Origin of the sequence: Enterococcus sp. AZ020 (genome assembly GCF_050499205.1) — a bacterium.
GTDB lineage: Bacteria > Bacillota > Bacilli > Lactobacillales > Enterococcaceae > Enterococcus_L > Enterococcus_L dunnyi.
Genome location: NZ_JBIPAT010000001.1, coordinates 482,900 through 506,611, shown reverse-complemented (window position 1 = coordinate 506,611; position 23,712 = coordinate 482,900). Strand labels below are relative to the sequence as shown.

The 23,712-nt window shown below is 37.8% G+C and carries 24 protein-coding genes; 22 read left to right on the top strand and 2 right to left on the bottom strand.

What is annotated here, in order from left to right; genetic code table 11:
* The first annotated feature begins 100 nt into the window (after nt 1-100).
* The 12 genes from eno (at nt 101) to IGI58_RS02365 (ending at nt 11,324) form a co-directional block, all read left to right on the top strand.
* Nucleotides 101-1,399, top strand: a complete 1,299-nt coding sequence (gene eno, locus IGI58_RS02420) for a phosphopyruvate hydratase (protein ID WP_069661790.1) — start codon at nt 101-103, stop codon at nt 1,397-1,399.
* A 178-nt stretch (nt 1,400-1,577) separates the two neighbouring features.
* Nucleotides 1,578-2,276 (top strand): DUF975 family protein, encoded by a 699-nt coding sequence (locus IGI58_RS02415; RefSeq protein WP_087641235.1) that lies wholly within the window; start codon nt 1,578-1,580, stop codon nt 2,274-2,276.
* 204 nt (nt 2,277-2,480) lie between these two features.
* Nucleotides 2,481-2,912 carry a nucleoside 2-deoxyribosyltransferase gene (locus IGI58_RS02410; protein WP_087641236.1) on the top strand — a complete coding sequence of 144 codons (432 nt, stop codon included), beginning with the start codon at nt 2,481-2,483 and terminating at the stop codon, nt 2,910-2,912.
* 163 nt (nt 2,913-3,075) lie between these two features.
* The gene (locus IGI58_RS02405) at nt 3,076-4,041 is read left to right on the top strand and encodes a DUF4822 domain-containing protein (RefSeq protein WP_429954616.1); all 966 of its coding nucleotides are present in this window, start codon (nt 3,076-3,078) and stop codon (nt 4,039-4,041) included.
* Nucleotides 4,042-4,094: 53 nt separating this feature from the next.
* Nucleotides 4,095-5,579 carry a sensor histidine kinase gene (locus IGI58_RS02400; RefSeq protein ID WP_429954618.1) on the top strand — a complete coding sequence of 495 codons (1,485 nt, stop codon included), beginning with the start codon at nt 4,095-4,097 and terminating at the stop codon, nt 5,577-5,579.
* A complete protein-coding gene (locus IGI58_RS02395; protein ID WP_429954620.1) occupies nt 5,572-6,273 on the top strand; it encodes a response regulator transcription factor in 702 nt (233 codons plus the stop codon). The genes IGI58_RS02400 and IGI58_RS02395 overlap by 8 nt, the downstream gene beginning before the upstream one ends.
* A 20-nt stretch (nt 6,274-6,293) precedes the next feature.
* Nucleotides 6,294-7,343 carry a hypothetical protein gene (locus IGI58_RS02390; RefSeq protein WP_429954622.1) on the top strand — a complete coding sequence of 350 codons (1,050 nt, stop codon included), beginning with the start codon at nt 6,294-6,296 and terminating at the stop codon, nt 7,341-7,343.
* An 84-nt stretch (nt 7,344-7,427) separates the two neighbouring features.
* Nucleotides 7,428-7,715: a hypothetical protein gene (locus IGI58_RS02385; protein WP_429954624.1), complete on the top strand. Its 288-nt coding sequence runs from the start codon at nt 7,428-7,430 to the stop codon at nt 7,713-7,715.
* A 337-nt stretch (nt 7,716-8,052) separates the two neighbouring features.
* Entirely contained in the window at nt 8,053-9,252 is a 1,200-nt protein-coding gene (locus tag IGI58_RS02380; protein WP_429954626.1) for an MFS transporter, read from the top strand.
* A 36-nt stretch (nt 9,253-9,288) separates the two neighbouring features.
* The gene (locus tag IGI58_RS02375) at nt 9,289-10,455 is read left to right on the top strand and encodes an amidohydrolase (protein ID WP_429954628.1); all 1,167 of its coding nucleotides are present in this window, start codon (nt 9,289-9,291) and stop codon (nt 10,453-10,455) included.
* A gap of 218 nt (nt 10,456-10,673) precedes the next feature.
* Nucleotides 10,674-10,925, top strand: a complete 252-nt coding sequence (locus tag IGI58_RS02370; RefSeq protein ID WP_429954630.1) for a hypothetical protein — start codon at nt 10,674-10,676, stop codon at nt 10,923-10,925.
* Nucleotides 10,926-10,967: 42 nt separating this feature from the next.
* Nucleotides 10,968-11,324, top strand: a complete 357-nt coding sequence (locus tag IGI58_RS02365) for a DUF2200 domain-containing protein (RefSeq protein ID WP_225534289.1) — start codon at nt 10,968-10,970, stop codon at nt 11,322-11,324.
* A 64-nt stretch (nt 11,325-11,388) separates the two neighbouring features.
* Here IGI58_RS02365 and galE read toward each other — a convergent pair whose 3' ends face one another.
* Nucleotides 11,389-12,378 (bottom strand): UDP-glucose 4-epimerase GalE, encoded by a 990-nt coding sequence (gene galE, locus IGI58_RS02360; protein ID WP_429954632.1) that lies wholly within the window; start codon nt 12,376-12,378, stop codon nt 11,389-11,391.
* 172 nt (nt 12,379-12,550) lie between these two features.
* Here galE and IGI58_RS02355 point away from each other — a divergent pair, with 172 nt between their 5' ends.
* From IGI58_RS02355 to IGI58_RS02320, 8 genes are all read left to right on the top strand, one after another.
* The gene (locus tag IGI58_RS02355) at nt 12,551-14,062 is read left to right on the top strand and encodes a hypothetical protein (RefSeq protein WP_429954634.1); all 1,512 of its coding nucleotides are present in this window, start codon (nt 12,551-12,553) and stop codon (nt 14,060-14,062) included.
* Nucleotides 14,063-14,081: 19 nt separating this feature from the next.
* Nucleotides 14,082-14,771 carry an enhanced serine sensitivity protein SseB C-terminal domain-containing protein gene (locus IGI58_RS02350; protein WP_429954636.1) on the top strand — a complete coding sequence of 230 codons (690 nt, stop codon included), beginning with the start codon at nt 14,082-14,084 and terminating at the stop codon, nt 14,769-14,771.
* Nucleotides 14,768-15,079, top strand: coding sequence for a hypothetical protein (locus tag IGI58_RS02345; RefSeq protein WP_429954638.1), 312 nt, complete (start codon nt 14,768-14,770; stop codon nt 15,077-15,079). The genes IGI58_RS02350 and IGI58_RS02345 overlap by 4 nt, the downstream gene beginning before the upstream one ends.
* Nucleotides 15,080-15,623: 544 nt before the next feature.
* Entirely contained in the window at nt 15,624-16,928 is a 1,305-nt protein-coding gene (locus IGI58_RS02340) for a PTS sugar transporter subunit IIC (RefSeq protein ID WP_225534294.1), read from the top strand.
* A gap of 77 nt (nt 16,929-17,005) precedes the next feature.
* Nucleotides 17,006-17,287, top strand: coding sequence for a hypothetical protein (locus IGI58_RS02335; RefSeq protein ID WP_429954640.1), 282 nt, complete (start codon nt 17,006-17,008; stop codon nt 17,285-17,287).
* On the top strand, nt 17,287-18,381 hold the full coding sequence (locus IGI58_RS02330; RefSeq protein ID WP_429954642.1) for a DUF871 domain-containing protein: 1,095 nt from the start codon (nt 17,287-17,289) through the stop codon (nt 18,379-18,381). The genes IGI58_RS02335 and IGI58_RS02330 overlap by 1 nt, the downstream gene beginning before the upstream one ends.
* A 49-nt stretch (nt 18,382-18,430) precedes the next feature.
* A complete protein-coding gene (gene anmK, locus IGI58_RS02325) occupies nt 18,431-19,558 on the top strand; it encodes an anhydro-N-acetylmuramic acid kinase AnmK (RefSeq protein WP_429954644.1) in 1,128 nt (375 codons plus the stop codon).
* A 56-nt stretch (nt 19,559-19,614) separates the two neighbouring features.
* The gene (locus IGI58_RS02320) at nt 19,615-20,466 is read left to right on the top strand and encodes a MurR/RpiR family transcriptional regulator (protein WP_429954646.1); all 852 of its coding nucleotides are present in this window, start codon (nt 19,615-19,617) and stop codon (nt 20,464-20,466) included.
* Between the two features lie 48 nt (nt 20,467-20,514).
* Here the strand turns inward: IGI58_RS02320 and IGI58_RS02315 are convergent, their stop codons facing one another.
* Nucleotides 20,515-21,543 (bottom strand): lactonase family protein, encoded by a 1,029-nt coding sequence (locus IGI58_RS02315; protein WP_429954648.1) that lies wholly within the window; start codon nt 21,541-21,543, stop codon nt 20,515-20,517.
* Between the two features lie 189 nt (nt 21,544-21,732).
* Between IGI58_RS02315 and clpX the strand changes: the two genes are divergently transcribed.
* Both clpX and yihA read left to right on the top strand, forming a co-directional pair.
* Nucleotides 21,733-22,983, top strand: a complete 1,251-nt coding sequence (gene clpX, locus IGI58_RS02310) for an ATP-dependent Clp protease ATP-binding subunit ClpX (protein WP_087641256.1) — start codon at nt 21,733-21,735, stop codon at nt 22,981-22,983.
* Nucleotides 22,984-23,099: 116 nt separating this feature from the next.
* Nucleotides 23,100-23,681 (top strand): ribosome biogenesis GTP-binding protein YihA/YsxC, encoded by a 582-nt coding sequence (gene yihA / locus IGI58_RS02305; RefSeq protein WP_088269420.1) that lies wholly within the window; start codon nt 23,100-23,102, stop codon nt 23,679-23,681.
* Nucleotides 23,682-23,712: the final 31 nt, after the last annotated feature.

Genomic DNA, 23,712 nt, shown 5'->3' with positions numbered 1-23,712 from the left:
CGCAAAAAATGTTTGCATAGCTTAGGATTATTCACTACAATCATAATTAAGGGAGCTCGAATCCCCTTAGTATAAAACAAACTCAAAGGAGAGACAAAACATGTCAATTATTACTGATGTTTACGCACGCGAAGTCTTAGACTCACGCGGTAACCCAACAATCGAAGTAGAAGTATACACTGAAAGCGGAGCTTTTGGCCGTGGAATGGTTCCATCTGGAGCTTCAACTGGTGAATACGAAGCGGTTGAATTACGTGATGGCGACAAATCTCGTTACCTAGGTAAAGGGGTTGTTAAAGCAGTTGACAACGTTAATAACATCATCGCTGAAGCAATCATTGGCTACGATGTTCGTGACCAAATGGCAATTGATAAAGCAATGATCGAATTAGATGGAACTCCTAACAAAGGTAAATTAGGTGCTAACGCTATTCTTGGTGTTTCTATCGCTGTAGCTCGTGCTGCTGCTGATTACCTAGAAGTGCCTTTATACCACTACTTAGGCGGATTCAATACAAAAGTATTGCCAACTCCAATGATGAACATCATCAACGGCGGATCTCATGCTGATAACAGTATCGACTTCCAAGAGTTCATGATCATGCCTGTAGGCGCTCCTACATTTAAAGAAGCGTTACGTTATGGTGCTGAAGTATTCCATGCATTAGCAGGAATCTTAAAAGCTCGCGGTTTAGCTACTTCTGTAGGTGACGAAGGTGGTTTCGCTCCTAACCTTGGTTCAAATGAAGAAGGTTTCGAAGTAATCATCGAAGCGATCGAAAAAGCTGGCTATGTACCTGGTAAAGATATCGTTCTTGCTATGGATGCTGCTTCTTCTGAATTCTACGACAAAGAAAAAGGTGTTTACGTTTTAGCTGATTCAGGCGAAGGCGAAAAAACAACTGAAGAAATGATCGCATTCTACGAAGAATTATGTGCGAAATACCCAATCATCTCAATCGAAGATGGTTTAGATGAAAATGACTGGGATGGTTTCAAAAAATTAACTGTTGCTTTAGGTGACAAAGTTCAATTAGTTGGTGACGATCTATTCGTAACAAACACAACTAAATTAGCTGAAGGTATCGAAAAAGGTATCGCTAACTCAATCCTGATCAAAGTAAACCAAATCGGTACTTTAACTGAAACATTTGAAGCAATCGAAATGGCGAAAGAAGCTGGCTACACTGCAGTTGTTTCTCACCGTTCTGGTGAAACAGAAGATTCAACAATCTCTGATATCGCTGTAGCAACAAACGCTGGACAAATCAAAACTGGTTCTCTATCACGTACTGACCGTATTGCGAAATACAACCAATTATTACGTATCGAAGACCAATTAGGCGAAGTTGCTGAATACAAAGGTTTGAAATCTTTCTACAACTTAAAAAACAAATAAGACATCTTTACTAAAGAGTCTTAATAGTTATGATAAGTAAGAACACTCTTTTCTCTGTCTAAATGGAGAAAGGAGTGTTTTTTTATGAAAATGATCATCTTCAAAAGGCGTATATTTTTTGTAAAATCTAAATATTTGTTATACTAATTGTACTAATGTAAGAAAGGAGTGAAGTTTTATGAAAACAAGAGCTGAATTAAAAACAGAAGCAAAAGCAGTTCTTCGTGGACGCTGGAAGGATAGTGTGTTGATGTCATTGGTCCCTACCTTGATTTCAATTGCAATCGGTCTTATTTTGTTTATTTTACTGGTTTTACCAGTGATTTTATTCGTTCAGAACAACCCGGATATCGTAAGCGGTACAGCAAGCTATGATGGAAATTCCGGTGGAGGCGGCGGAGGAGGACTCGTAGGTGGTCTATTGGCAGCATTATTTAGTGCTGGGATTTCATGGACGTATCTTGATTTGTTACGTGGAAAAAGACAAGAAATCCGACCATTTTCTGATGCCTTCCGTGGTTTTTCCGGTCCAGTGATTTTAGGTGTGATCTGTGTTTATCTATTAATGACGATCTTCATTTTCTTATGGTCGTTATTATTTATCATCCCAGGGATCATTAAAGGCTATGCTTATTCACAAGCTTATTTTGTCTATTATGATACGTATGAAGAGACAGGAGAACGTTCTGGCTTTTTAGAGTGTATCACACGCAGCCGTAAGCTGATGAAAGGGTATAAAGGGCAATTGTTCCTATTAGATTTAAGTTTCCTAGGCTGGCATATTTTGGCAATTCTTACAGCTGGAATTGGTTATTTATGGTTGACGCCTTATATAACAGCTACCAAAGCAGCTTTTTATGAAAACTTACCTAAATAAACCGAATAGAAGCATTTAACTTCGAATGATTTGTTTTTTCTTCAATATTTATTTGAACTGTAAGTGACTGAAATGTAGCTCGATGAGTTATGTCTCAGTCGCTTTTTTTGTAGGACCCAAATGTTCTTTGCGTTTTATTTAAACTTTGATACACTAACAAGTAAGAACAACTGAATTCATTAAATCAATAAAAGGAGTATAAAAATGAAACGAGTTTATTTAGCTAGTCCATTTTTTAATGAGGAAGAAATTGCGTATGTAGAGCAGGTAGAAAAAATTTTAGCTCAAAAAAACTTATCCGTCTTTTCACCGATGCGTCATCCTCTAGATAATGGAGCCGAAGTGGGTTCACGACAATGGTCGATCGAAACCTTTACAGATGACATCAAACATATAAAATGGGCAGAAATCGTCGTTGCGATCTATCATGGAAATTATTCTGATAGTGGAACAGCATGGGAATTAGGTTATGCTTATGCCACAGATAAACCAGTGATTTTGGTTCATATCGATCCGAATGGCTTGAGTAATTTGATGGTGCATGAAGGAGCCCATGCTTCGATCACTCTCGATGAGCTGGCAACGTATGATTTTGATTTATTACCAGCGTCATTTTACTCAGGAAAGATGCTTTAAACCCTTAAAAAGCCAGTCTAAAACGAATGATCGTTTAGACTGGTTTTTTTATATCTGTGATTGTTTATAATTTGTTTATTTTTTCGATAGAGCTAGTTTAGAATCGCCCGCTAGAATAAGAGTAGGAAATAAAAATATCTTATTTTTGGAAGGAGCAAGAATCATGAATAAAAATAGCAAAAAAATAATCGCTGGGGTATCAAGTTTGGCTATATTGTTAGCAGGTTGCAGTGTGGGGACACAAGAATCTTTAGGTGTCAAAAGCAGTGATCAGCCCAAAGTTGAAAAATTGAATCAAACAAAGGATAAAACCAAAGGCGATAAACTGACAAAAATTTTAGGACAAACGAACTGGCAGGGAACTAAAGTATATGATAAAGACCATAACGATTTAACAAAAGAAAATGCGAATTTTATTGGTCTAGCAAAATATGATCGCAAAACAGGTCAATATGAATTTTTTGATGCAAACACAGGAGAAAGTCGGGGAGACCGCGGTACTTTCTTTATCACTAATGATGGAACGAAAAGAATCTTGATCTCAGAATCGATGAACTATCAAGCAGTTGTTGGTATTACAGAACTAACGAATAAAAAATTTACGTATACACGAAAAGGCAAAGATCAGGCTGGAAATGAAGTAGATGTATTTGTAGAACATATCCCGTATAATAAAGGAAAGCTGACATTTACAGAACCAGCTAAAATACTCAACACAACGACTGGCACGATCGAGACGAAACGAAACGGTGCGGCAATTTTAGGCGAACAACTATGGAATGGCACTAAAGTTCTTGATGAAGCAGGAAATGATATTACAGCCTACAATAAAAATTTCATTAGTTTGGCAAAATTTGATGCTGATACGAATAAGTATGAATTTTTCAATTTAGAAACTGGGATCAGTCGCGGTGATTTTGGTTACTTTGATGTATTGAACAACAATAAAATCCGTGCACATGTCTCAATCGGACAAAATAAATATGGGGCAGCATTGGAATTAACGGAATTGAACAATAAAAAATTCACCTATAAACGGACTGGAAAAGATCAAAACGGCAGTGATATCACTGTTTTTGTAGAGCATGAACCTTATACTGGAGACTATGCTCCTGAATTTAGTTTCTGATCCTTGAGTAAAGCTTAGTAAAGGTCCGGTTTATAGCGAAAAGGGAGAAAAAAATGACGATCAAAAGGCGTTTTCTCATTTCATATATTGGCGGAATAACGATTGCTTGTTTATCTTTGGTATCTATTATTTGCATCGTTTTGTACGTTACGACTGGGCGTATTCCTAGCCCAGGAACGTTATACCGAACCTTTACGCAGCAACGTTCATTAAGCCCGGAGGAAGAACTAGCGTATGTCAAACTTCGGGGGATCGCAAAAACAGAACCGGAACAATTACTGTATCCGGAAGAGGATGTAAAAAAGATGATCCAGCAGTTTGAAGGAGAATCTCTAGGCGTCGTTGTACGTCAAAATGAAGAAATCAATTACTATTCACAAGAACTGGTAGAAAAATCATTGATCGTTCATTTTCCTAAATTTGATGCCAATAATATTGAAACCAGAGGAACGATCGACAATGCTGGACGTTTGTATCGATATATGAAATTTGATTTCTACTTTAAAAATCAGGTTCCAGGAACACTATTAGTATTAAAAAAAGAAAATAACATCCTTGATTTTATGACTAAGTGGGGGATTTGGATCATTGTTTTTATCTTATTATTGTCTATTGGCGGAGTGCTGTTTTTAAACCAACTATTAAAGAAAACGATCATTCAACCTTTGGAAAACTTAGGCAGTGGTATGTCAGAGATAGGAACAGGACATTTACAAGCGCCAATGACCAAACAGCCGGAAAAGACTGCTTTGGAAGTCAAGCAATTGACAGATGATTTTGAAAAAATGCGGACGGCTTTGATCAGCTCTACGAACGAACAAGAAAAGCTTGAGATCAATCGGAAAGAGCTGGTTGCCAGTATCTCTCATGATTTGAAAACACCGATCACATCGATCATCGGTTATGTGGAAGGCTTACTTGATGGTGTAGCAGATTCACCTGAAAAACAAGACAAGTATTTGCGGACGATCCATACGAAAGCTATTGCTTTGAACGAGTTGATCGAAGAATTATTTCTTTATTCAAAATTAGATGCTGATGCCATAGCCTTTCATTTTGAAGCAATCAATATCAGTGAGTTCCTAAAACATTTGATCGAAGAATTTCAGTTACGGAAGCAGCAGGTTTCACTGGAGCTTATTGATCAAAGAGCTTCTTCAAGTAAGGTATACGGTGATCGCATGCAGTTAAATCGAGTCTTTACGAATTTAATTGAAAATAGTCTGAAATTCAAGCAAAATGAACGTCCTCTTACGGTGGACATCAACATTTCTGATCAAGATCAGTTCGTAGAAATTCGTGTGACAGATAATGGGCAAGGAATCGCTAAAGAGCAACTGCCTTTCGTTTTTGATCATTTTTATCGAGGTGAAAAAGCTAGACCGACACAGACAGGCGGTAGCGGGCTAGGACTTGCGATCGTTAAACAAATCGTCGATATGCATGAAGGAAAGGTAATGATCGAAAGTGAACTGGACAAAGGGACAACAGTCAGTATTTTATTGAAGAAAGTTGATGGAGGATCGTCGAATGTCTGATAAAAAATCAAGGATATTACTAATTGAAGATGATGCAAGCATTGCAGAATTACAAAAAGATTATCTTGAAATCAATCAAATGGAAGCTGAAATCTCTAGTGATGGAAAAGTTGGCTTGACCAGAGCACTGAATGAGCCTTTTGACTTGATCGTCGTAGATATCATGCTGCCATCGATGGATGGATTTGAAATTTGCAGAAGGATCAGAGAAAAAAAGAATATTCCCTTGATGATCGTTTCTGCTAAAAAAGAGGATATCGACAAAATCAGAGGGTTAGGTCTAGGTGCGGACGATTACCTTACCAAACCATTTAGTCCAAGTGAATTAGTAGCCAGAGTACAGGCGCATATCAAACGTTACCAACTACTAACAGGTTCAGATTCAGCGAATGAAACGATTGAAAGCAACCAAATCGTAATTGATAAAAGTGCCCGTAGAGTCCATGTTTTAGGGAAAGAGGTCATTTTTACAACGAAAGAATTTGATTTATTACTTTTCTTTATGACACATCCGAATCGGGTTTGGATGAAAGAACAGCTTTTTCGTCAGGTTTGGGCTATGGATGAGCTGGACAGCGATATATATACTGTGGTAGTACATGTTGGACGTATCAGAGAAAAATTGAAGAAAGCGAATTTATCAGAAATACCGATAGAAACTATTTGGGGCAGTGGTTATCGCTTCAATACATGACCGATAGAAAGGAAGTTTAAATGAGAAAAAATTACGTACTGGCTGGTTTGGTTGTATGCGTTCTGACCGTTCTTGTCGGTTGTAAGCCGGATCAAAGGAAAGAGACAAAAAGATCAACTACGATAGAAAAGAAAGCCATATTCAATTCGACTGAAAAAGAACCAGCATCATCCAGTCAGACGGAAACAAATGAGCAGATTGTCAATAAGCTGAGCTTTGAAGACACGTCTTATAATTATGATGTCGTGACGGGAGCAACACAAACAACATTCGGCTCAAATCCTAAACCTATCTATACTTATGAAGAGAAGCTGAAAAAAATGTTTTGGTCAAATCAGCCGCCGTTGGGATTATTGGAAGGAAATTACTTCACGAATGAAGGTTACTTTGATGTCGGAAATAAAGGCATTGTTGAAATCGTTACAGATGATGCAAATACGATCGTAAATGTAGAATTCAATGAATATGGGGCTGAGAACTATTATGAATCAAAATACGCGGGAGCAAACAAACGATTGTCCGATTATGCATTTTTTCAGGCACAAAATCCAAGAACAGACGAGACGTTAGTTACAGTAGTGAATGGTATTACGTTTGTTGAAAAGCAAATGCGTGAAGAAAATCGAGTCGATGGTCATTTTAATACAGTCAAAGGCTCATCTACAAGTGCTAGAGAAGGGTTAATGGTGATCGCTGCTGAGTTGGCGGACCAAATTCGTCAGCCGTCGGACACAAAATATATTGGTTATGCAGAAGATTTTGGTGATGGGCTGATCGGCAGACTTCAATTGACTGTAACAGAAGGGAAAATCGATTCAGCGCGTTATGATGAATATTTTGCAGATCAGCCGCAAGCAATCAAATCTGAGCAATTGAAAAAGTACTATCGTCAATCAAAGTATTATTCATTGACTTATAATGAAGACACAGCGAATGATTTTACCGAGTTTTCTGATCGCCTCACAAAAGCGATCGTCGATCAGCAGTCATTGGTGATCACTGAAGGGGAAATCACAAAGCATCCATCCTTTGCTTCTTATGAAAAATTGATCCAGCATATTTCTCTTTGAGAAGCTGAGATGAGAAATGATTTCGACACACTTTTGCCATATTTTGTCTTTATACTAAGTAAAAACAAGATAGGAGATGTCGAAATGGGCTATTGTTCAACTTACTTTAATGGCAGCCGCGGGATGATGCGGGGAAATATATTAGGAATGGGCTTTATTTGGTGGTTAGTGATCGCTGTGCTGATTGTTGCGGTGATTTACTTTTTGAAGAATCAAAGGAATCAATCTCATGAGTCTATGATCAAAAATACTTCAAATTCAGCCCCTGCTAGTGCTCATTCATCTGCTCTTGATCTATTAGATGAAGAGTTTGTAAAAGGAACGATCTCAGAAGAAGAATACCTGCACAAAAAAGAGTTACTAAAACAATAACAATAAATCAACGTGTTATATAAAAAGTTTGAAAGTCAAATCCCCATTTTGGGGGATATCTTGACTTTCGAACTTTTTTTATGGTAGCTTAAATTGTTACTTGATTTTAAATCAGAATAAATGGTGTATATACTTAGCTTAAAATAATGTTTCGTTCACTTTTTTTTAATAATAATGCCATGTTATTCTTTTTTTTCGTTAAGTAATAGATTATACTATAAGAATGAGCAATTATTGTGGGGAAGAAAAACATTTGTCGATCAAGTTCATCAAAAACGACATTTATTTTTTCATTTAGAGAATAAGCTCACAGTTTTTATCGTTTGAGGAGGTCTTTATGGAGAAAAAAGAATCAAAAAGGACAGGGTTGTTATTAATTGCACTATTTTTAGGGTATACGATGGTCTATATCGATAAAATGTCAGTAGGGTATTCTTTGATCCCGATTTCAGAAGAATTTGGACTTGAGCCTGCGGCGAAAGGAATGATCATGAGCGCCTTTTTCCTGGGCTATGCGTTGATGCAAATCCCAATGGGACTAGTGATCAATAAGGCTGGTTCAAGAATTGTTTTGATCGGTTCTGTATTTGGGATGGGCTTGTTTTCTTTACTATTTGGTTTTGGGACATCATTGATCATGTTTATGTCTCTTCGCTTTTTAACAGGATTTCTTGCGCATTCCGGTTACGCCTCTTCGGCAAGTAAGGAAGTTACGGTGAATTTTGCACCCGAAAAGCGAACCTTTGCACAAGGGATACTGCTGTCTTCTGCTGGAGTCGCCGGGTTCATTGGTCCGTTAGTTTTATCACCGATCATTACCAAAGCTGGTTGGAAAAACGCTTACCTGATTTTGACTGTGGTCGCTGTTTTGATTGCGATATTCCTTATTTTGGTGATCCCAAGAAAAGAGAAAATAGAAGAACAGGAAATCGCTGTCGCTACTAAGACAGATAAGCTATCGATTTGGCAAATCTGGTCGGATATCCGTGTTTGGATCATATTCTTCAGTGCGTTTTTCCTTAATTGTATTTTATATGGATTGTCAAATTGGTTGCCGAGCTTTTTAACGGGAGAGCGTGGATTGGATCTAAATGGCGCAGCGATCGTTAGCAGCGTGGGTGGTCTATTTATGTTGATCGGCTCTATTGGCGGCAGCTATATCGTCGGTCGTTTCTTTCAGAATATGGAAAAAACGGTCGTAGCAGTTACAGCTGTTTTAGGAACCTTAGCCACCTTTTCATCATACTTCATCGGAAATCTTGTGTTATTGTCATTAGTTATGGGATTAGCTAATTTCTTTTTGATCATTTCCTTTGTTTCGATGATGAGTATTCCTTTAAAAATATTTGAAGGAGCAAAATTTGCCCCGAGTTATAGTACACTTGCTACAGGAGGAATTCTTGGCGGGTTTGTTGCGCCGACATTGATCGGTCAATTAGTAGAATTATCTGGAGGGCAATATATTTCGACTTTTTATTTCTTTTTAGTAGCAGGATTATTGACTGCAGTTACGATTTTATTTGTGAAGCAAAAATAAATACTATGATAGATACACCCTGAAGGAGGAACCAGAATGACAAATATCCAAGAGAAAATGCCGCAGGCAGAAATGGTGAAATGGAGAAGACATTTACATCGTCACCCCGAGTTATCCTTTCACGAAGTTGAGACAGCTAAATACATTCAATCGATCTTAGCTGAGTTTCCTAATTTGGAAGTCAGCTCGTTGACAGAAAATAGTGTGATCGCAATTTTAAAAGGTAGCAAGCCAGGCAAGACGATCGCATTAAGAGCGGATATCGATGCATTACCTATTGTTGAGGAGGCAGATGTTGAATTTCCATCTGAAAATCCAGGTGTGATGCATGCTTGTGGGCACGATACACATACAGCGATGCTTTTAGGCGCGGTGAAAACACTGACAGAGATGCAGGATAAAATTGCTGGTACTGTGAAATTCATTTTTCAACCGGCAGAAGAAGAACCACCAGGCGGCGCGAAGCTATTAGTTGAAGCAGGAGTAATGGATGATGTGGATCTAGTGTTTGGTCTGCATATTGCCCCAAACATTCCTGTAGGTATGATCGGTACAAGAAAAGGTGCTGCTAGTGCCGCTTCTGATGTCTTTACATTGAAGATTCAAGGAAAAGGATCACATGGTTCGACACCAGAACTTTCAGTTGATCCGATCATGATCGGTGTTGAAATCATCAATAATTTGAACAATATTGTTTCACGTAACATCAGTCCATTTTCAAATGCAGTGATTTCGATCGGTGAATTCAATGCGGGTAAAACAGCAAATGTCATTCCGGATACTGCACAGATTCAAGGAACGGTTCGTACGAATGACAAAGAAATTCGCCAATATGTCAAACAACGGATCGAAGCGATCATCGATCATGTTTGTAAGATGTACGATGCAACGTATGATCTGGATTATCTTTTAGGGTACAGTGAGGTCAACAATGATAGTGCTGCAACAGATTTAGTGCTGGCAGCGGCAGAAAAAGTTGTTGGAAAGGCGCAAATGTTTGAAGCGCCTAAAATGATGGGCGGTGAAGATTTTTCTGCTTATACAGATGTCAAGCCAGGATCTTTCTTTATTTTAGGTGGAGGAACAGCAGCTGAAGGCTGCGGCTATATGAATCACCATCCAAAATTTAAAATCATGGAAGACTGCTTCAAAACAGGTGCAGCAATGCATACTCAAATCATCTTAGATATTTTAGGTCAATAATAAATCGAGAGGATCAGGATAACATTCGGTTTATTTTAAACACTAAATCGAAAAAAAGCGAGAAGCAAGTAGTTTTGTCTTAAATCATAGAGCAGACTTCTTTTTCTCGCTCTTTTTTTAGAACTTTTTCAAAAAAACGACAAAATTGAAAGAGTCGGCTATTAGTGATAAAAAAGGATAGGTAGTGAAAAATCATGGGGTTGTGGCTCATTCTATTTTTGATTTTTGTCTTGCTGTTAATTATAATAAGCAAGAGTAAAGAGAAAGAACATAAACATTCTATCAATACAAGTATTCAAAAAAAGACTCAAAAAATATCTTTGGATGAAAAACTTGAGCTGGAGAAAAAAGATTATCTAAGTCGTATTGCAGGGTGTTTGAAGCAAGTTGAACAAAGAAAAACTCAAGAACTATTATCAGTGATAAATCAACTCCGTCAAGAAAAGGACAAAGACGATTTTGAAGACTGAATACTAAAGTGAAAATCTGATCAATGAAAGGTTGGAGAAGAGATGACTGAAAAGAAACCGAGGATTTTTGGGATGTCCTTTGCGAGCGTTTACCCGCTTTATGTGCAAAAAGCAGAGAAAAAAGGACGGACGAAAGCAGAAGTTGATGAAATTATTTTTTGGCTGACAGGCTATGATGAAAAAGAGCTGCAAGGTCAAATAGATTCAATGAATGATTTTGAAACATTTTTCGAAGAAGCGCCGCAGCTTAATCCAAATGTATCTCTGATCAAAGGGGTTATTTGTGGGTATCGAGTGGAAGACATTGAAGATGAACTGATGCAAAAAATCCGTTATCTGGATAAATTAGTAGACGAATTAGCAAAAGGAAAAGCAATGGAAAAGATTTTGCGGAAATAGACATAGCTAGTAAAATAAACATCCATGTAACGCGGTTTGATGCGTTACATGGATGTTTATTTTTTTATTCCTCGTAGCCATTTGGATGATTTAAATGCCAAGACCAAGCGCTCTCAATAATTGAATCTAAGTCAGTATGAAGAGGAGTCCAGCCTAAGACATCTTTGATTTTTTCACTGGAAGCAATCAATGAATGTGGATCACCTTCTCGGCGTTCGCTATACTTGATTGGAATCGTCTTTTCTGTCTGCTCTTCAATTTTATGAATGATTTCCAGTGTAGAAAAACCAACAGAACTACCCACATTAAAAATCGTACTTTCATTTCCCTCAAGTAAATAAGCCATTGCTGATAAGTGTGCATCTGCTAAATCGACCACATGGACATAATCTCTGACTGTTGTTCCATCGTTCGTGTCATAATCGTTTCCGAAAATCGTGATGGCCTCTCTTTTGCCCATCGGGACTCCTAAGACAATAGGGATCAAATGTGTTTCTGGACGATGGTCTTCCCCAATCAGCCCGGTTAGGTCCGCTCCAGCAACATTGAAATATCTTAAGACGACATAGTTTATACCATATGCTGTATGACACCATTGAATTATTTTTTCCATCATATATTTACTTTCCCCATAAGGATTTTTTGGTGTGATCTCAGAACTTTCCGTAATCACAGATTCAGAAGTATCACCATAAACAGCTGCTGTTGAAGAGAAGATGATCATTTTCACTGCGAATTCATTCATAACTTCTAAAAGGGTAATAAGACCAGACACATTGTTGTTGAAATAAAGTAAAGGATCCTTCATTGATTCTTCAACAGAAGAATTTGCTGCAAAATGAAACACAACATCAAATGAATATTCAGCAAACAATTTTCTAAGTAAGGACTTGTCTCTTACATCACCATGAATAAATATCGCTGGCTTTGTGACTGCTTTTTCGTGACCTGTTTGAAGATTATCTAAAACTACGATTTGATTCTCTGTATCCGCTAACTGCTTAACCACGTGGGAACCAATATAACCGGCACCACCGACGACTAAAATATTCATTCTTTTCCTCCTTGATAAAACATAGATTGATTACAAGTGTTATCTCAAGTATAGGGAAACTATTTCTGCAGGTCATGTACAATGTCTTGGATTATAAAAATATTAAGAATTCTAATATGGTAAAATGAAACTATCTTCAATAAAGAAAATAAATGAATCATGAGGAAATCAAATGAGTCAGTTGTTGGTATTACAAGCAGAACATGAGGAAATAAAGAATACAGCAGATGCAATCAAGTATTGCTATCAAAAAATTATTATTAATCAAGAGTGTCGAGAACGATATTTAGAGGATTTGAGTCGTCTATTCGAGGAAGAAACACCGAAACGTTTTTTGAATACATTTAAACAATTACGCGCTTTTTCATATGGTCGGAGCAATTGGTGCTGGCTGGAGATCAGTGAAGACGATCTTCAGCAGTTATCATTTAAACATGCCGCATTCTTTTGGGGTGGATTGACCTGCCATCCCAATGGGTATATCAGAGAATTTGCTTTGTCAAAATTGATTGAAGAGAGCGAAGAAGTACCGCTTCGTTTTTTATTAGTGATGTTGAATGACCATCTTAAGATTTTGCGGGAACGAGCGTCCAAAGAGATCACTGAAAAGAATCGATTCATTTCAGAACAAGAATTGATTTTTTGTTTACCGTTGATCGATCAGCTGAAGCAACTGACATATGAAGAAAATAGGATCATCTATAATCAACTGCAGAAATCAGTTTTAGAACGCCCACAGCTATTATTGAACGGGCAACGAAATTTTGATAATGATTGCGCCAGAACAGCTTTTAAATGGAGTTTTTTACTAGAGGAGAACGATCGAAAACAAACGATGAGAAATGGGTTAGTCAGTAAAGATCGAGTTATTTTAGTCTGGACATTTCGGGAAATTCAAAAAGAAAGGATATGGGAGGAACAATACCTAGACGAACTATTGAACCATCACAGTATGATCATTCGTAAGTTAGCTTGTGAATGGTGTTATAATAATCGCTTGAAGGATCGACGCATGATAGCGAGACTTTTAGATCGAACAACCGCAATCAAAGAATTGGCATTAGCATACGTGAGGAAGCATTTCCCAGAAATCGACTGCAGAGCTTATTATCTTACGAAAATGGACACCCAGTTAAACAGTGCGGTCCATGGCTTAGCACTTTTACAAGATTGCAGAGATCAAGAGCAGATGTTGTCTTTACGCCATGCTAAGCAAAAGAAAATTAGATTGTCAGTGTTGAACTGGTCCAACTGTTTACCATTAGAAGAACAGTTGTCTTTAGCTGTCGACTATGTCTCTGATTCTTCTAGAGAAGTGCGTAAAAAAGCAATAGAGCGACTGATCCAAAATTATTCGCTGGCAATCAAAGAGCAACTACTGCCGATGTTTCAAGAAAGAAAAGAGCTATCTACGCAATTGTCGATCATTAAAATCTTAGCAGCTGAAAATAGAAGGGATTATTTCTTCGATCTAATACTACTTTACAAAGAGGCTGCTGATCAGCAAGTAAAAAATCAAATCGAAAAACAACTGAAAGACTGGTGTTCAGGCTGGAACCAACGTTTCTTTTTTCGATTCAGTTTAAAAGACAAAGTTGAACTGGCTTATTTGCTAAATAAGAATCATATGCACTATTCAGAAAATCTAGTGACGCTCGTTTTAACTGTTATTAAGTCTAAGTAAATGAAAAAGGAGAATGAAAATGACTATTTTTAACTTATTTAAAAAAAAGCAAAAGGTTACGCCGTCAAACGCATTTAATTATCCTAGAAATGAAGAAGGAATAAAGCAGGTGATCGCTTGGCTCAAAACAGCTTCAAATGTGATCCTTGATATAAATGAGGATGGACATATCAGTGTTGGTAGTATGCCGGACGGGAAAACATTTTTATATGCGTACACAGATGTCAGTCAACATGTTCCGGCCTATAAAAAAAATGATCGCTTTATTGCTTTGGATTTCGACGGTATCGTTAAGCTTTTTGAGGAGAATCTAGGAATTGATTTTTTATGGCTTAATCCGAACACAGATAGCGTACAGTTGAATCGATCTGTTTTTTCTTCTCATCATGTCATTAAACAAGATACTAAGATTCATATTGGTTTACCTGCTGAACGACCTGAGGCAATCATTGATTTTTTAGTTGCTTATGCCAAAAATGACCCTTCGATCAGTGCTATTTATTTTGGATTGATGAATAGACAAGATGAATTTAGCTACGCTGTTTTTATTGATAGTGAAAGAGCAAAAGAGATTGTACCTGAAATCGGTCCGAAAATTGGAGAAATTTGTTTGTCTAGCAAAGCCCTTTATCCAGTAGATTTTATCTATGATAACTTTTTAAATGAAGAACAGTACCAAATCTATGAAAAAGGAACCGCTAATCAATGAAAGTACACAATCATAACTTGAATATTCACTATACATTGCCTGATATCTACTGGACACGTCTTCAACTCCTTTATGCAGAAATGCCGCAGTGGAAAGGATACTATGAGGGGATTCCAACTTGGTTTGCCAATGATGAAAATGAAGAGATCATTGAGGTGTCTGTAGAACCAAGCGGGCTGCAATTTTATGCTAGATTATCCGATGATGACTGGAATGCTTGGTTTACGCTGTTTAAAAAACAAGCAACAGCTATACTAGGGTTTGAAGTTGGAGAACCAGAAGATGGATTTGATTTTTTTATGATTTGACGAGATAAAGTGCAAACGAGGCTAAATAAAAAGGAGCTAATGCTAAGTAATAAGTAGAGGAATCATTTATTTTTTCGATAAAAAAGTGATGTTCAATTGCTGGCTTATGTCTTAAAAGGAGTCTTTTTTATGTTAGCCTCGTTATTTGCTGATCAATATAGTGTATTGAAACGAAGTTTTTAGGAGAGAAGATGACAGCTATTAAAGACTATTCTTTTTCTTTTTTTGATCATTAAGAAATTTTATTTCTTTTTTTATAAAAAAATATTGAAAAAAAAGTTCTTTAGCTGTATGATAGGTTTGTCGATGAGAGGAATAAGCATTGATTGACAGAACATGAATGTATATCGAAAACTGGAAAACGAAAGTAATGAAGGGAGAAAACAGAGAATTAGAGAGAGGCACTTGTTCATGTTTTACAGAAAAGGTTATATTTCTTCGTACGACAGGAAATGATTAGTGGTTGTGCAATTATGTTTTTTTATGATTTTTTGTAAGGGCTTTATGTAAGGGTTTTATAAATAAAATGAGTGTAAATTAGGAGATGAGTTTAGTGAAAAAGTTTACTGAGTTTATTGAAGTTCATTTAGCTGGACCGATGGCTAAGCTGGCAAATCAACGTCATTTACGTGCGATAAGAGATGGAATCATTGCCACATTACCTTTGATCATTATCGGATCGTTCTTCTTGATTATTGCCTTTCCGCCGCTACCGGCCAGTTGGGGTGTAACACAGTTTTTAACTGCTAATGCCGCAACGATTCTGTTACCGTATCGAATGACGATGTATATCATGACGTTGTATGCTACCTTTGGTATTGGTGCAAGTTTATCTAAGACTTATAATTTGGATGTGATATCCGGCGGGATCTTATCTACGATTGCATTTTTATTAACATTTGTTCCAGTTAATATTCCAGCTGAGGCGCTGGATGCGGCAGGAACTGCTGGTTTTGTATTGCCAATGGCTAATTTAGGCGGTGGCGGTATGTTTGTCGGGATCATTACATCGATCTTAGCTGTAGAAATTTATCGTTTAACAGATAAATCAAAATTTAAAATCACGATGCCGGAACAAGTACCTCCAGCAGTTGCCAGATCATTTGAAACATTGACACCGACCTTGATCGTAATTTTAGGAATTTCTACATTGACTTACTTTATCGGCTTTGACTGGCATTCAACGATTTCAAAGATTGTAAGCCCTTTAGTGAGTGCTGCTGACAGCTTACCTAGTGTGTTACTTTTGATTTTCTTGATCACTTTTTTCTGGTCTTTTGGGATTCATGGCGTATCGATCGTTGGTTCCTTGGCTCGACCATTGTGGCTACAATTATTAGATGGCAATACTGCTGCGATGGCTGCTGGAAAAGAGCTGCCAAGTATTGCAGCTGAACCTTTTTACCAATGGTTCATTTGGATCGGCGGTTCTGGCTGTACCATTGGGTTAGCCTTATTACTTGCTTTTAAGACAAAATCGCAATTTGCTTCAAAATTGGGTAAAGCTACTTTAGCGCCAGCGATTTTCAATATCAATGAGCCGTTGATTTTTGGAACACCGATCGTTTTAAATCCTATTTTGATCATTCCGTTTATCTTAACACCGATGGTCACAGCAACGATTGCTTGGTTTGCTACACAGCTAGGCTTAGTGAATCGCGTGATTTTCACTGCACCATGGACGTTGCCTGGTCCGATCGGTGCATACTTGGCGACAGGCGGTGACTGGCGGGCAGCTGTATTGAATGTTATTTTGATCGTTATTTCTGTGGTGATTTATTACCCATTTGTGATGATCTATGATAACAATGAACTTGAAAAAGAGCATGCTTTGGGAGAAACAAATTAAGATAGATATACTGGAAATAGACTTAGGTGGATTTCCAGTTTCTTATTTTAGTTGGTTTTAGAAGAGAGGAAATTAGAATGACAAAGATCATATTTTTAACAGCAAGTGTTGTTTTTATTATCGTTGGTTTATTCCTGACTCATTATTTAAAGAAGAAAAATTGGCTACCGAATCGTTGGTTGACTGGCTGTCTCGTTTTTTTGATCGCCTTGGTTCCTAGTTTACTGTTTCCGAATATGTCAGATGGAGTTCGGCAAATCATTTATGGTGTAAGCGGGATATTGGCAGTAGTTTTTTTTGAAAGCAGTCGACTAATAGCAGAACAAAAGAGAGTTACTTACGAAATGGAGCAAAAATAATGAGAAAACTTGGCTTATCGATTTATCCAAATCATAGCAGCGTAGAAGAAATCAAAAGCTATTTATCATTAGCAGCAACTTATAATTTCAAACGGGTGTTTACTTGTTTATTATCTGTTGATGAAGGGAAAGAAAAAATTGTTGCAGCATTTAAAGAAACGATTTTTTATGCTAAAGATCTAGGCATGGAAGTTATTGCAGATGTTAGCCCAAAAGTATTCAATGAACTTGGGATCAGTTATAATGACTTATCTTTTTTTAAAGAACTTGGAGCAGATGGGATTCGTTTAGATATGGGCTTCACTGGAAGCGAAGAATCGATTATGAGTTTTAATCCGCAAGATCTATCGATCGAATTGAATATTAGTTCAGGCACGCGTTATGTAGAAAATATTTTAAGCTATCAAGCAAATGCAGATAAGTTATTAGGTTGCCATAATTTTTATCCTCATCGTTATACTGGTTTAAGTTATGAGCATTTTTTGGAAACAACAAAGGTTTATAAAGAACAAGGCATCCGAACTGCTGCTTTTATCAATTCTCCTACCGCCAAAGTGGGTCCTTGGCCAGTTGAGGAGGGGTTATGTACTTTGGAGCTGCATCGAAACTGGCCAATCACAACACAAGCTAAACATTTGTGGGCAACAGATTTGATCGATGATGTAATTATTGCTAATGCCTTTGCTTCAGAAGCCGAATTAAAAGCATTGAGTGAGCTTGATCCCTATCGTTTAACGTTTGATTGTGAGATCGATAATAGAACACCTGAGACGGAAAGAAATATTATTTTGAACGAGTTCCATTTTAATCGCGGAGATGTTTCCGACTATGTTATTCGTTCGACACAGAGTCGTGTGAAGTACAAAGGTCATGATTTTACGCCGTTTCACACGGTGAATATGCAAACTGGTGATGTCATCATAGAGACATCATTGTATGCACACTATGCAGGAGAACTGCAATTAGCGTTATTACCTATGAAAAATTCGGGTAAATCAAACGTTGTTGGCAAAGTTACCACTGCTGATCAAGTTCTGCTGCCGTATATTAGACCTTGGCAGAAATTTGCTTTTCACGAGGTCACGAGTCACTAAAGCAATGGAGACATTTAAAACTAAAAACAGTATAATAGAGGTGTAAAGAATGGTATATGCAGTTGGTTTGATGTCAGGAACTTCTTTAGACGGAATCGATGCAGCCTTAGTTGACATTAGCGGCAAAGATGAAGAGACGATGGTCGAGCTTCTAGCATTTTCCACATTGCCGTTTGAAAGAACTACATTGAAAAGAATTCGGGAGGCCCTATCGTTAGAGTCTTCTGATGTTGAAAAGATCTGCTCACTGAATGTTGAATTAGGAGAACGATTTGCACAAGCGACTCTATTAGTGTGTGAAAAAGCAGGAATCTCAAGTGAAGAGCTAGAATTTATCGGCAGTCATGGACAAACCTTGTTTCACATTCCATTTGAGAGAGAGGATTTTGTTGCATCTACCTTGCAAATCGGAGATCCCGCTGTTATTTGTGAGCGAACAAAGACGACAGTCGTTTCAAACTTTAGAGAAAGAGATATGGCAGTTGGCGGACAAGGAGCACCGATCGTTCCGTATTCAGAATATGTATTGTACCAAAAAAGAGGCACCACAAGACTTTTACAAAATATTGGTGGGATCGGAAATGTTACCGTACTGCCAGAATCTGGGAAATTGACGGATATGATTGCATTTGATACAGGGCCTGGGAATGTGATCATGAATGAATTATGCGTCCACTTTTTCGGTCAAGAGTATGACAACGATGGTTTTTACGCAAAACAAGGAGCAGTGAATCAAGCTTTATTAGACGAATTGATGGCACATCCTTATATTCAAAAGGCATATCCAAAAACAACTGGACGAGAAGACTTTGGTAAACAGTTCACTATGGCTTTGATCGAGAAATGGCCATTAGATCCTGTAGATTTGATAGCAACGGCAACGATGTTCACTGCAAAGTCGATCACAGAAGCGGTTCGACCTTTCATAAAGGGTAAAACAGAGCTTATTATCGGGGGCGGGGGAAGTTATAATCCCACACTGGTTACGATGGTCAAAGAAGAATTACCGGAAGCTAGCGTATTGATCCAAGAAGAGATCGGTTTTTCTTCTGAAGCCAAAGAGGCTGTTGCAATGGCTATTTTAGCAAATCAAACACTGCAGCATAGAAGCGGAAATGTCCCAAATGCGACTGGAGCAAAACGAGCAGTACCATTGGGAAGTATAACTTATTATTGAATGCAGGGGCGAATTTCTATGATTCGCCCTAATGTACATAAAAAGGAGAGCAGTAAATGAGTGGTGAAAATATTCAAGGTAGAATTATCAGTCTGTTGGATGTGCTGCCAAAATCTGAACAAAAAATAGGAAACGCGATTTTAGAAGATCCTACAAAAGTGATCGATATGACAGCGGCAGAATTAGCCAACTATGCAGGGACGAGTCCAGCAACCGTGATTCGTTTTTGTAAGAAAATCGATGTGTCTAGTTTTACTCAGTTGAAAGTTCGTTTATCTGCTGAAATTGAAACACCTGTGTATGAAGGGTATTCAGATATCACAGCAAATGAATCGGTCGATGAAATCAAGACAAAATTATTGGGAAATGCCTATCAATCGATGCAGGAAACAGTCGCGTTATTAAATGAAGAACGAGTAGAAACGATCGTCGATCTGTTGGTCGCTGCACCGATCATTTATGTTTTTGGCATAGGGGCTTCTTATTTAGTGGCGGAAAACATTGCTCAAAAATGGAATCGGATCGGTAAAACGGTCGTTTGTGTACAAGACTCTCATGTTTTAGTGACGATTCTAGTTTCAGCTCCAAAAGATGCAGTCTTTTTCTGTGTTTCTCATTCGGGGGAAACGAAGGAAGTGCTGCGCTTAGTTGATGTAGCGAAAAAACATCAGCTGAAAACGATCGGGCTCTCTCAATTTGGCAACAACACGTTGACCAACAAGGTAGCCTATTCACTTCAGACAGTACGTTCAAACGAAGCCGTCCTTAGAAGTGCGGCAACAACCTCGTTACATGATCAATTTATTGTTGTAGATGTGTTGTTCTATGCTTATGCTTCTCGTAATTTTGACCGAACGTTGGAGATGATCCAAGAGTCAAAAGCCGAAGTACGAACTTATGAAAAATAAAAAAGCAGCAGAATCAATCGTTTCGTGATTCTGCTGCTTTTTTATTTCTTATTTAAAATAGACACAAACACACTCAGGTGCATAAACATCTTTTTGGATCATTTCTAGAAGTCCAGTTTCTTCATCACGACGATAAAGAGTTAAATTGTCCGTATTTTGATTTGCTGCCACAGCAAATTTACCAGAAGGATCTAAGTCAAAATCTCTTGGAATTTCACCTTCTGTTGAAATTAGCTGAATACGGTCGATCTTTTGACCATCTTCTGAAGTAGCAAAAACAGCAATCGAATCATGTCCACGGTTTGACGCATAAACAAAACGTCCATCAGCAGAAATGCGAATCGCAGCACCGCCGTTAAATTCGTTGAACCCTTCAGGCAAAGTAGATACTTTTTGCACTTGTTCAAACGAACCGTCTGCTGCATTGTAGGCTAAAACAGTCACTGTACTGTCCAATTCACCAAAAAGATAAGCGATTTGATTCGTTGGATGGAAAACCAAGTGACGAGGACCAGTGCCGGGTTCTGCAATGTATTGTGCAACTTCTGATAATTTACCTTCAGTACTAACGTCATACGTATAGACACGATCTGTTCCCAGATCACAAACAGCCAAGCGGCCATCTGGCGTTAAATCCGTATAATGTACGTGAGCATTGTCTTGATTTTCATGCGGGCCAGTAGGTTCATCATGGATGATCTTATCCGCATCTTCCAAGCTGCCGTCAGCTAAAATACGATAAACGTGAATGATTCCTTGATGATAATTGGCACCGAAAACCAATTGCTTTTCTTCATCAACTGAAACGTAACATGGGGGAGCACCAGCTTCCGTTACTTTGTTGATCAAGTCAAAATGATCGTCTTTTGCTTTGTAGGCTGCCATGCCGCCTTCTCCATCAACAGATGTCACGTTGAAAAGAGCACCCTTTTGATCTATGGTTAAGTAAGTAGGACTAGTTTCTTCTACTAATAAAGAAGCTTCCGAAAGTTTTCCTTGATCTGTATCAAGTGCAATTTGATAGATCCCTTTACTTACTCGACGAGTATATGTTCCTAATAAAATCTGTTCCAGCATGAAATTCCCTCCATTTTTACTGCTGTCTAGTAAAGCTACAGCAAATCATTTTTTCTATTTTAGTATAACATAAGTATTGCTTTATTTATAAAAACTTTACAAATCCAATGTTCGCATTTTCACTTGTTTTGTGCTATTATGTTTTAAGACTGTATGGACAGTCATTTTTAATTTAGAGAGGTGACATGCATGTACGATAATACAAATAACAATGGTGCAGTCCGCTGTTCATTCTGTGGTAAAACACAAGAAGAAGTGAAGAAGATCGTTGCTGGACCAGGTGTCTATATTTGTAATGAATGTATCGACTTATGTAAAGAGATTATTGATGAAGAATTTTACGATGAAGCCGTACGTGAACTAACAGATGTCCCAAAACCTCAAGAAATTTTGGATGTCTTAAACGAATATGTTATTGGACAAGATCAGGCAAAGCGCTCATTGGCAGTAGCTGTCTATAATCACTATAAACGTGTAAATCAATCAGAAAAGTCAAGCTCTGAGGATGTCGAACTACAAAAGAGCAATATTTGTTTAATTGGCCCAACAGGTTCTGGGAAAACATTTTTGGCTCAAACATTAGCTAAAACATTGAATGTACCATTTGCGATTGCTGACGCGACGAGTTTAACAGAAGCAGGTTATGTAGGGGAAGATGTCGAGAACATTCTCTTGAAGTTATTACAATCTGCTGATTTCAATGTGGAGCGTGCAGAAAAAGGAATCATCTACATCGATGAAATCGATAAAATCGCTCGTAAGAGTGAGAACGTTTCGATCACACGTGATGTTTCTGGTGAAGGCGTTCAACAAGCCTTACTTAAAATTTTGGAAGGAACTGTTGCAAGTGTGCCGCCTCAAGGTGGACGTAAACACCCGCATCAAGAATTTATCCAAATCGATACAACGAATGTACTATTCATTGTTGGCGGAGCTTTTGACGGTATCGAAGGAATCGTAAAAAATCGTTTAGGCGAAAAAACGATCGGTTTTGGTACAAATAATAGTAAAGTCAATGAAGATGAAAGTATCATGCAGCAAATCATTCCAGAGGATTTATTGAAATTTGGTTTGATCCCTGAATTTATTGGACGTTTACCAGTAACTGCGGCATTAGAAAAATTAACAACAGATGACTTGGTCCGCATTTTAACTGAGCCTAAGAATGCATTAGTGAAACAATACCAAAAATTATTATCATTAGATGATACAGAATTGGAATTTGAAGAGGATGCTCTTCGTGCGATCGCTAATAAAGCAATTGAACGAAACACTGGTGCCCGTGGACTTCGTTCGATCATTGAAGAGATCATGATGGATGTCATGTTTGACGTGCCTTCAGATGATACGATCGAAAAAGTGATCATTACAGAAATGGCAGCAGACGGGACCGGAAAACCTGCGATCATCTACGATAAAACAGATAAAAAAGCAGGCTAATCATTTACAAGACAAAAAATTGATTGTTATGTACATGACGAGACGGAAGTTCAGCTTATTCGGATAGACACGGAGCTGAACTTCCGTTTTAGTCTTTTATGTTAGGAGGTCAATACATGCAAGTTCATAATGCTGAAATTATTATTAGCGCAGTTTCACCAAAACAATATCCAGAAACAGAATTGCCGGAGATTGCTCTAGCTGGCCGTTCAAATGTTGGCAAATCTTCATTCATCAATACGTTGATCAATCGAAAGAATTTAGCCAGAACTTCCGGTAAACCGGGGAAAACACAAACGCTTAATTTTTATTTGATTGAAGATGCATTGCATTTTGTCGATGTTCCCGGATACGGCTATGCGAAAGTTTCAAAGACTGAGCGGGCCAAATGGGGTGAGATGATCGAGACGTATATGACAACAAGGGAACAATTAAAAGCTGTTGTTTCATTAGTCGATCTACGTCACGCACCGACGCAGGAAGATATTCAAATGTATGAATTTTTAAAATACTATGAAATTCCAGTGATCGTGGTTGCAACCAAAAAAGACAAGATTCCTCGTGGAAAATGGAACAAACACGAAAGTATCATCAAGAAAGCATTGAATTTCGATAAGTCTGACGACTTCATTCTTTTTTCTTCCCAAACGAAAGAAGGCAAGGAAGAAGCTTGGCAGGCGATTGAAAAATATTTATAAAAAAAGCTTTGACTTCTCGAAAGAGTTGTCA